This window comes from Azospira sp. I13 (assembly GCF_003112695.1).
Classification (GTDB): Bacteria; Pseudomonadota; Gammaproteobacteria; order Burkholderiales; family Rhodocyclaceae; genus Azospira.
This window is the reverse complement of record NZ_BFBP01000020.1, coordinates 1-6,809: the sequence shown is the minus strand read 5'-3', so window position 1 is coordinate 6,809 and position 6,809 is coordinate 1. Positions and strand designations below refer to the sequence as shown.

The window sequence follows — 6,809 nt, the reverse complement described above, 5'->3', positions numbered from 1 at the left end:
CGACGCTGGGCTATCTCAGTCCGATCGCATTCGAGGCGGCTATAAAAGCTTAGGTCGGTGCCCACTGAACCGGCAGCAGCCCAATTGATGCTGCCTTGAGGTCCGGCAGACTTTCCCAATCGTTGTCGGGGTGATCCTCTGGCAAAGTCCAGTCCCAAAGTTCCCGTGGCTGAGCGCTGCTTTTCAAGCGCCGAAGCAGAATACCGTGATGGCGGCATACCCAGACGGACGGCCACTGATGCTCAAGAATCCAGCGCGAAAACCCTAATTCACCTAGGTCATGCTGTATGCACTCAGGGCAAGCCTTCAACGGATGTGATGCACCAACCCGACTGGCCATCAACCCAAGCAGGTGTTTTGGCTCTGCCGCTCGCTGATTACAAACCGCTGCCAATGCCTTCTGGTAGCGTGGTAGTGAGATGAAATTAGCGTAGTACCCCAGTAGCGTCCTTTCCAACGCCAAGGTTTCCGCGGTGCCTAAGCAGTTGCCAGTTCTCTTGCTAAACTCCAACAGATTCTTCGGGAAATCATGCTTTAGCGAGGGACGAGAGGTCCCAAATAGCTGAACACAGGAATATCTAGCATTCACATTGCCACTTAATCGGTGGTACCGCCCGCACCAGGAGTACAAGGTCTCACCGTCTACCAGTGACGGCAGGTTAATCGGATAGTCATCTAATAGGCCGACATCGGTACTCATTGACTTTTCCACCGAGGCTTCCGCTCATGTCTTCCCAGCGAATTCCGGTGGTACATAAGCGGTTATTACGCCGGTCTTTTGATAGCCGCGCCCCGCCTTTCGATACTCTTTCCCCGGGCAGGGACCTGACCAGTCAAGATGGATTCCTTTAGCCTCAAGCTGTTTCTTAAAAGGAGCAACGGGAATGACTGCCAACGAAACAAGGTAATGATAAACATCGGTAGCGCGGTGATGTTCAAGCCCGGCATCTTCGGTGATGAGACTTCGAGCAACGACCTTTCCATGGTGGCGAGCCATCGCCCACAGCACGCGCCGCGCATAGAAATGCCATTGAGACTCCTGGAATTCAATACACGCTGCACGAGTTAGCGGGAAGCAGATCGCATCCGGCCAGGCAGCTGGCTTGAACTCTGTGTTTCGAACTAACGATCCCGTTGAAACTCGCATCGGCCGGTCAGAATCATTAAGAAGGCGAACGGCAGTTTTTTTGATTTCCTCCGCCCAATCAGCATCTCTCGGATGCACCTTGGCCGATGATCGCACCAGCTTCTTAGCAGGCTTAGCACTTCGCCTCTCTATCACTTTCTTCAAGGCTTCAATTCCCGCTTTCGACCCGGCAATAGCGATTCGCTTCATGGCTCCATAGTGATCACGCCATAAATCGCCAATATCGAGATTTTGGTCTATTGCGATCTTTGCCAGTCGGTCAACGAGAAGACTCACTCCATCGGCGGTACGATTCACCGGAGTGGGAGCGTATGCGTTATCGGGGGGTACCTCATGTGCGACTACATAGGGGCCTTGAGCCTCAATATCGGCCAGCCTCTCCAGAAATGTCTCAGCGTCCTGAAACAGATAGTTTGCGAGCAATAGGTTCCTACTTAATGGCCCTTCAATTGCCCCCTTCGTTAAGCCGAGAAAGTGGAACCAATTCTCAGTCTTCGCCTTCGCATACGCTCGATCCAGTCGGGCAAGGAGCTCCGGCGAGTAGTAGGATTCCATCGCCGCCTGAAGACTCAGCCGGTCGACTTTCTCAGCGCCCCAGCGAAATCCTCGCTCGAGCGCCCTTTCGCGGAGAACCCTGGGCAGGTTCTCGGCCAGCATTCTTTTCGGCACACGGGCCAATACAAGGCTTGCAAACCTTGCAATGTCCTTCTCTATACTGGATGCCACGTAGGCAGACGACTCTACCTCCGCCAGTTCAAATTGATATCCGCAACAACACCCCTGCCAGGGGGCGAGAGTCAGGTCTTTTGGTGATTCGATAGGGCAGCCGCATTCTGGGCAATGGTCCAGCAACCTCCACCCATGCCTCCAACAGGCAGTGACTGTCGGGATTTGATGTGACCTGTGAAGATACGCAGTATCAAACTGAGCCACGTCTTCCTTCATGCATTGGAGGCAAATTCGCGTTGCGCCGGATTCGCCAACGCTTCTGCGGACATAATCAGCCGATGCCCAAGTCGCTGTGCTGCTGGTAAAGAGCCGCGTTATCGGGAGCAAGGTACCTTCATGGATTAGCTTTTCCACGTTCGCATTGAGGTCACCGGGCATTCTTTTTGCCAGCGCTTCAATTCGCGGCATGAATAAGTTGGACATTGCAAATGGTGATGAGCCGAATAGCTCCCGATACGTCTCGAGAGTTTTGGCGTTTCCGCGCTCAATGTGAAAGCGACTGACACGAGATGCCAACGACTCATCAGGTAGTGATGCGGGGAAAAACGGAAGAATCTGACTCCTCTCCAGAATTACCGTGACAGCAGATGCTGATTGATTACCACTGCAGGCTGACTGCATACAAAGTCCCTTCTATGTGGGTGACTCAGGCTACGTTTCGGAATGCATCAAAGCCCTTGATCAAAAAGTTCTTCAGCCCTTCATTGCGGAGGTCATCGCCGTCACACAGGGCTTTTCCCTCAGCTCGCTTTTTCTCGGCGCTAGCTCGTTTAGCAGCTGCCTGCTTTGCGGCGGTCATCTCTCGCGCATGGGGATTCTTCTTCCGACCAGCGGATTCCGGAGGCGCCATCTCCGACTCGGTGGTCAGAGGCGACTTGCTCCCGTATTGCTCGGCCGTTGGCTCTTTGGAATTGTCTTTCGTCTGGCTCAGCAAGCCCCATTTGTGGGCATAGTGCTCGCAGCGAACGTCTTCAAAATCCAGCAGACGAATAGGGTCGCGATGAACGAATCCTTCGATGAGGTCCCGATCCTTCTGCGAAAAATCGACCCCCTCATAAGCCTGCTGAAGATGCTCCACGGTGAGTGCTCGTTCATTCAAATCGAGCGCCAGTCGTTGGGCTGAATGACATATCCGGCACGCATAGTCGCGAAATCCGCCGCTATATTGGAATAGGATTTCTCCTCCCGGATCGCTGAACGTCATAGGCTCAGGAAGTACGTAGTAGCGCCAAACGCCTGGCGCAATGCATTTGTGCCAGTCGAAGTCATCTAAACTGATGGGCTCGAAATCGAACGATCCAGCCGAACTCGTGCGTCTAACATCTTGAGAATAGCGATCCAACGCTCCTAGACCGAACGGATTGCCCATGAGGACCATCGGTATCCCGAAGTTCAGCAGACGGAGAAAGAACAGAGCAGCCAGACCGCCATGCGCCATTCCAGAGAAATTGCGCTGCTGAATTTCATCAATTACCAGGACACCGACTGCATGGATTCTGAGAATGATGCCAACATGGACAGCGAGTTTCTCGTTGCTCAAACGGATGAGCGAAGGTTGCGTCGAATAGCTTGTCCCGGCCGCTTCGTCGATAGCACAAAGGATATTTAGTAAGAGCCCACCGAGGGTTCCATCATGCGACATGGGGACATATAGCCACACGAGTTGGACCTGGTGTGACCAGCCAGCCGCCTTGTTTTCTGAGTGCACGATGCACTGCGGCAGCAGTCGTAATGCATTCTTAATCTCGTAGCTTTTTCCTGTTCCGGTTTCTCCGGATACGCGGATACATTGCGCATACGCTGAAGACGATGGGAGCTCAGAAAGCTTCTTGCCGCTACATGCGGCCAACGCCATCGTTTCCCTTCGTATGCTTAACTGCCTTGGATCTCTCGATAGGTACCCCCGACGAATCATGCGGAATAGCCGCGTTGCCAGCTCCAAGGTAGTCGTCGTCGGCTCAAACAGCCGCTCCTGCATCAGATCGAGCAAGACGTGACGCTCACTATTGCTCAGGCTTGCCACATCAAGTCCATCTAGCGGCGAATACCGGATGCGGGGCAAGATATCGTCCACCTGTAATGCAGCAGCCAAGGGAGACAAGAACGGATGGCTCTCATCAGTAAGTTGTCCGAGTTCTATCGACATAGGTCAGCGCCCCGTATCCTGAAACTTAGTCAGTCGCTCGGTGAGCGCACTTCTTAGTTTCGATGATGAACTGATTGAAACGACGTTATTGGCTGCCGGCCCAACGGGATCGGAATGATTCTGGCGCCATTCCGTGGTCTGGGAAGTATTCTGGTTAGCAACCCGCCTAGTTGCTTGATCGAGCTGAGCAGCCTTTTCCTGCCGCTGGTTTTCCCGCACACGCTCCCGCTTAACCTTGGCCTCAGTGCGACGGCCTTCAGCTTCGGCTTTTTTCCGTTTTTCACGGGCGTCATCGACTTCAGCGAGCCTGGACATCCGTTGATCAGATACCGCTTGATGGTCCTCAGACTGGCTTTCAACCCGATTCAATCGGTTCGCTTCGTTGCTCGCGATCAAATCGGCGACGTAATACTCACGTACGACGATTACGTCTCGGGAGATATTCGAAATGGGATGAATCCCCTGAGAATCAACCAGAAGAATCTCGGAAAGATCATCTGGATCGACCCTCACCTCTACATGCCGTAGCTCGTTGTGCGCAAAGTTGTGATACAGACATGACTGCTCAATGTACTCACTATTGAAAAGCGCATCTTTGAGCAGTTCAACGCGGTTTCCGGTGTCAGGCCGGTGAAGTACCAGCCCGTTCCGCTGCACACTCGCCGTGTAAGTGGGTAGTAGATTCGAACGCAGATATAGTTCGTCCACCGGTCGCTTGCTGACGTACCCCTCTCTCTCTGCCCATCGATAGATTTCAATCCGGGTGGGGTTGTAAGACCGCCCGGCCATCGCACGCTTCATCTCGGTAGGTACTAGATGCGGTACTCGTTGTTTGGTGTTTGCCCAATGCATCCATTGCCACAACAAACGTTCGTATCCAAACAAAGATAAGAGCGCATTGCGGATTGGCAACACCTCTCCGCGCTTCGGCTTCCGCCCGTAGGTTGTTCCGGGGAGTTTATGATCGATTCCCGCGTGCCGTGCGTGATGTCCGCCTTCTGACGGTGAGTTTCTGTCGGCTCGCCCGCTTTCGACAAACTCGATTGAGACTCGGACCTTCTTCGCGCATGCTTCCATACCAGCGATAGCGCGAAGCTCACCGTTGTCAGATAGTAGGCGAGTAAATAGAAAACTCGAAAAATCATCAGGGGAAATGTCAGACAGACCAAGACGAGCCAGTACCTTCTCCTTACCAAGGGCTGCCCGTAGGATCGTGAGATTGGCATCTGCAGTACTAGGCCCACCAATCACGTTATGTGCTCCACACCAAAGCCCCAGAAGGGCTTCCCTGACGAAGAGACCACGCGGCACGCCGATTGGGCTGGTACTGTCGAAGCATGCCACCAGGTTCACATCGATCGGCGAGGCATCGATCGATCCGACCTGCCCGATTGCGTGAATTCCGTCCCGGGCCGATCCAACAAGCGGGCGGTAGTTCTTTGCCCACTCTCCCTCCCCCATAATCCGAACCAAAGCCGTCTCACGGTCTGAACTGTTCGGTCCATGGAAGAAGAACTCACGCTCGGTGGGACGCTGATTCGCCGGCAGGAGTAGCGGAAGCTGGCGGCCATTCTCGTTCTTGTAACCATCGCTGTAGAAGGTCGAACTGAAGGCAATGAACTGTTCCTTTTGTGACACTCCAGGCCGGGCGAACATGAAAAAGCCGTCACGTATGTTTTGACGATCCTGCTCATCACAGATCTTCCCTTCCAGCTCCTTATTACCCACTTTTTTCGCTTGATTGGGAGCGCCTAAGCGAATGCCGTTCCGTCCAAAGCGAACGCCCCCCTTCCCCCCTCTATTGGGCGTATTAGGCAGCAATGCATCCTTGTTCTGACCGAAGGCATAGTAGCGATGCAGTGCGTCATAAATCTGGTTGGCGCCAATCTTGGCTGCCTTTGCTCGAGCAGGAACCAACGCATCTAATTCCGCGATACTGGACACCAACTTGGCTTCTGCCATAACGATCAACGGTTCGATCAACCGCCATTTCACCTCCCGCGCTACTACCTCGGGAGTGGCCCATTCTTCACCAATTTGCACCCACCGCTTTCGTGGACATTCGGCGAGTAGTTCCGCATCTGACTTTCCCCACCAGGGAGGAATGGGCAATGTCTCGGACTGGAAGGCTTTCCGTTCATCTAGCAACTCATGCAGCGTATCAAGGCGTACGTATCTGAACCCCTTAGCGTAGTAGCTTGGCTGCCTCTTGCCAGTCTCCCTAGGTGGCGGGGGCTCCGGAATTTGTATTACGACGATAGGATTGTCCAATCCATCATTCGCCCCCAATTCATCCACGACACGATAGAGACCGCGGCAGACGGTACAGTTGTCCTCCTGCACTCTGAAAATGAAGCCAACCCCGACGTTCGTCATTTCGCACTCCCTTCAAATAGGGAGCCCCGTAATTTCGCCCTAAGGATGCGACCATTCCTACGCGCAGGATAGGAGGTTAGAAGCGGGACAGAAAGATCGATGTCAATCGCCTGAGTCCAGGCACAGTGACGAAAGACCATCCAGCCTTCCTCGAGAGACATCTTCTGGCTCTCGGACGCACGGGCCACCGCATCGGAGACGGACAGATGTGGCAGCGCTGCAAATTCGTATGAGAACTCATCAACGCATTCGGCGAGGTGCGGCACATCGGCCAGACTGGCACGCTCCATACACCATTCCAGCTGACCGGCCATCAAAATTGGGACGATGTCAACAACAACCTAAAACTGACCCGCTAAGACAACACCCATCAACATAAAATTGACCCACATGGGGTGGTTGACGCATCGT

Annotated in this window: 4 protein-coding genes; all 4 read right to left on the bottom strand. The window is 53.7% G+C overall.

Annotated elements, in window-relative coordinates; all coding sequences use genetic code 11:
- Positions 1-49: 49 nt before the first annotated feature.
- The 4 genes from AZSI13_RS15030 to AZSI13_RS17360 are packed head-to-tail and all read right to left on the bottom strand — an operon-like array spanning position 50 to position 6,398.
- Positions 50-700 (bottom strand): TniQ family protein, encoded by a 651-nt coding sequence (locus AZSI13_RS15030; protein ID WP_109042009.1) that lies wholly within the window; start codon positions 698-700, stop codon positions 50-52.
- Between the two features lie 24 nt (positions 701-724).
- The gene (locus AZSI13_RS15025; RefSeq protein ID WP_109042008.1) at positions 725-2,497 is read right to left on the bottom strand and encodes a TnsD family Tn7-like transposition protein; all 1,773 of its coding nucleotides are present in this window, start codon (positions 2,495-2,497) and stop codon (positions 725-727) included.
- Positions 2,498-2,522: 25 nt separating this feature from the next.
- The gene (locus tag AZSI13_RS15020; RefSeq protein ID WP_109042007.1) at positions 2,523-4,022 is read right to left on the bottom strand and encodes an ATP-binding protein; all 1,500 of its coding nucleotides are present in this window, start codon (positions 4,020-4,022) and stop codon (positions 2,523-2,525) included.
- 3 nt (positions 4,023-4,025) lie between these two features.
- Positions 4,026-6,398: a hypothetical protein gene (locus AZSI13_RS17360; RefSeq protein WP_133247330.1), complete on the bottom strand. Its 2,373-nt coding sequence runs from the start codon at positions 6,396-6,398 to the stop codon at positions 4,026-4,028.
- Positions 6,399-6,809 lie beyond the last annotated feature (411 nt).

What these genes read in the sequence shown, in the direction of transcription:
- AZSI13_RS15030 (WP_109042009.1), bottom strand. Translation starts at nt 700, where the DNA reads ATGAGTACCGATGTCGGCCTATTAGATGACTATCCGATTAACCTGCCG.
- AZSI13_RS15025 (WP_109042008.1), bottom strand. Translation starts at nt 2,497, where the DNA reads ATGCAGTCAGCCTGCAGTGGTAATCAATCAGCATCTGCTGTCACGGTA.
- AZSI13_RS15020 (WP_109042007.1), bottom strand. Translation starts at nt 4,022, where the DNA reads ATGTCGATAGAACTCGGACAACTTACTGATGAGAGCCATCCGTTCTTG.
- AZSI13_RS17360 (WP_133247330.1), bottom strand. Translation starts at nt 6,398, where the DNA reads ATGACGAACGTCGGGGTTGGCTTCATTTTCAGAGTGCAGGAGGACAAC.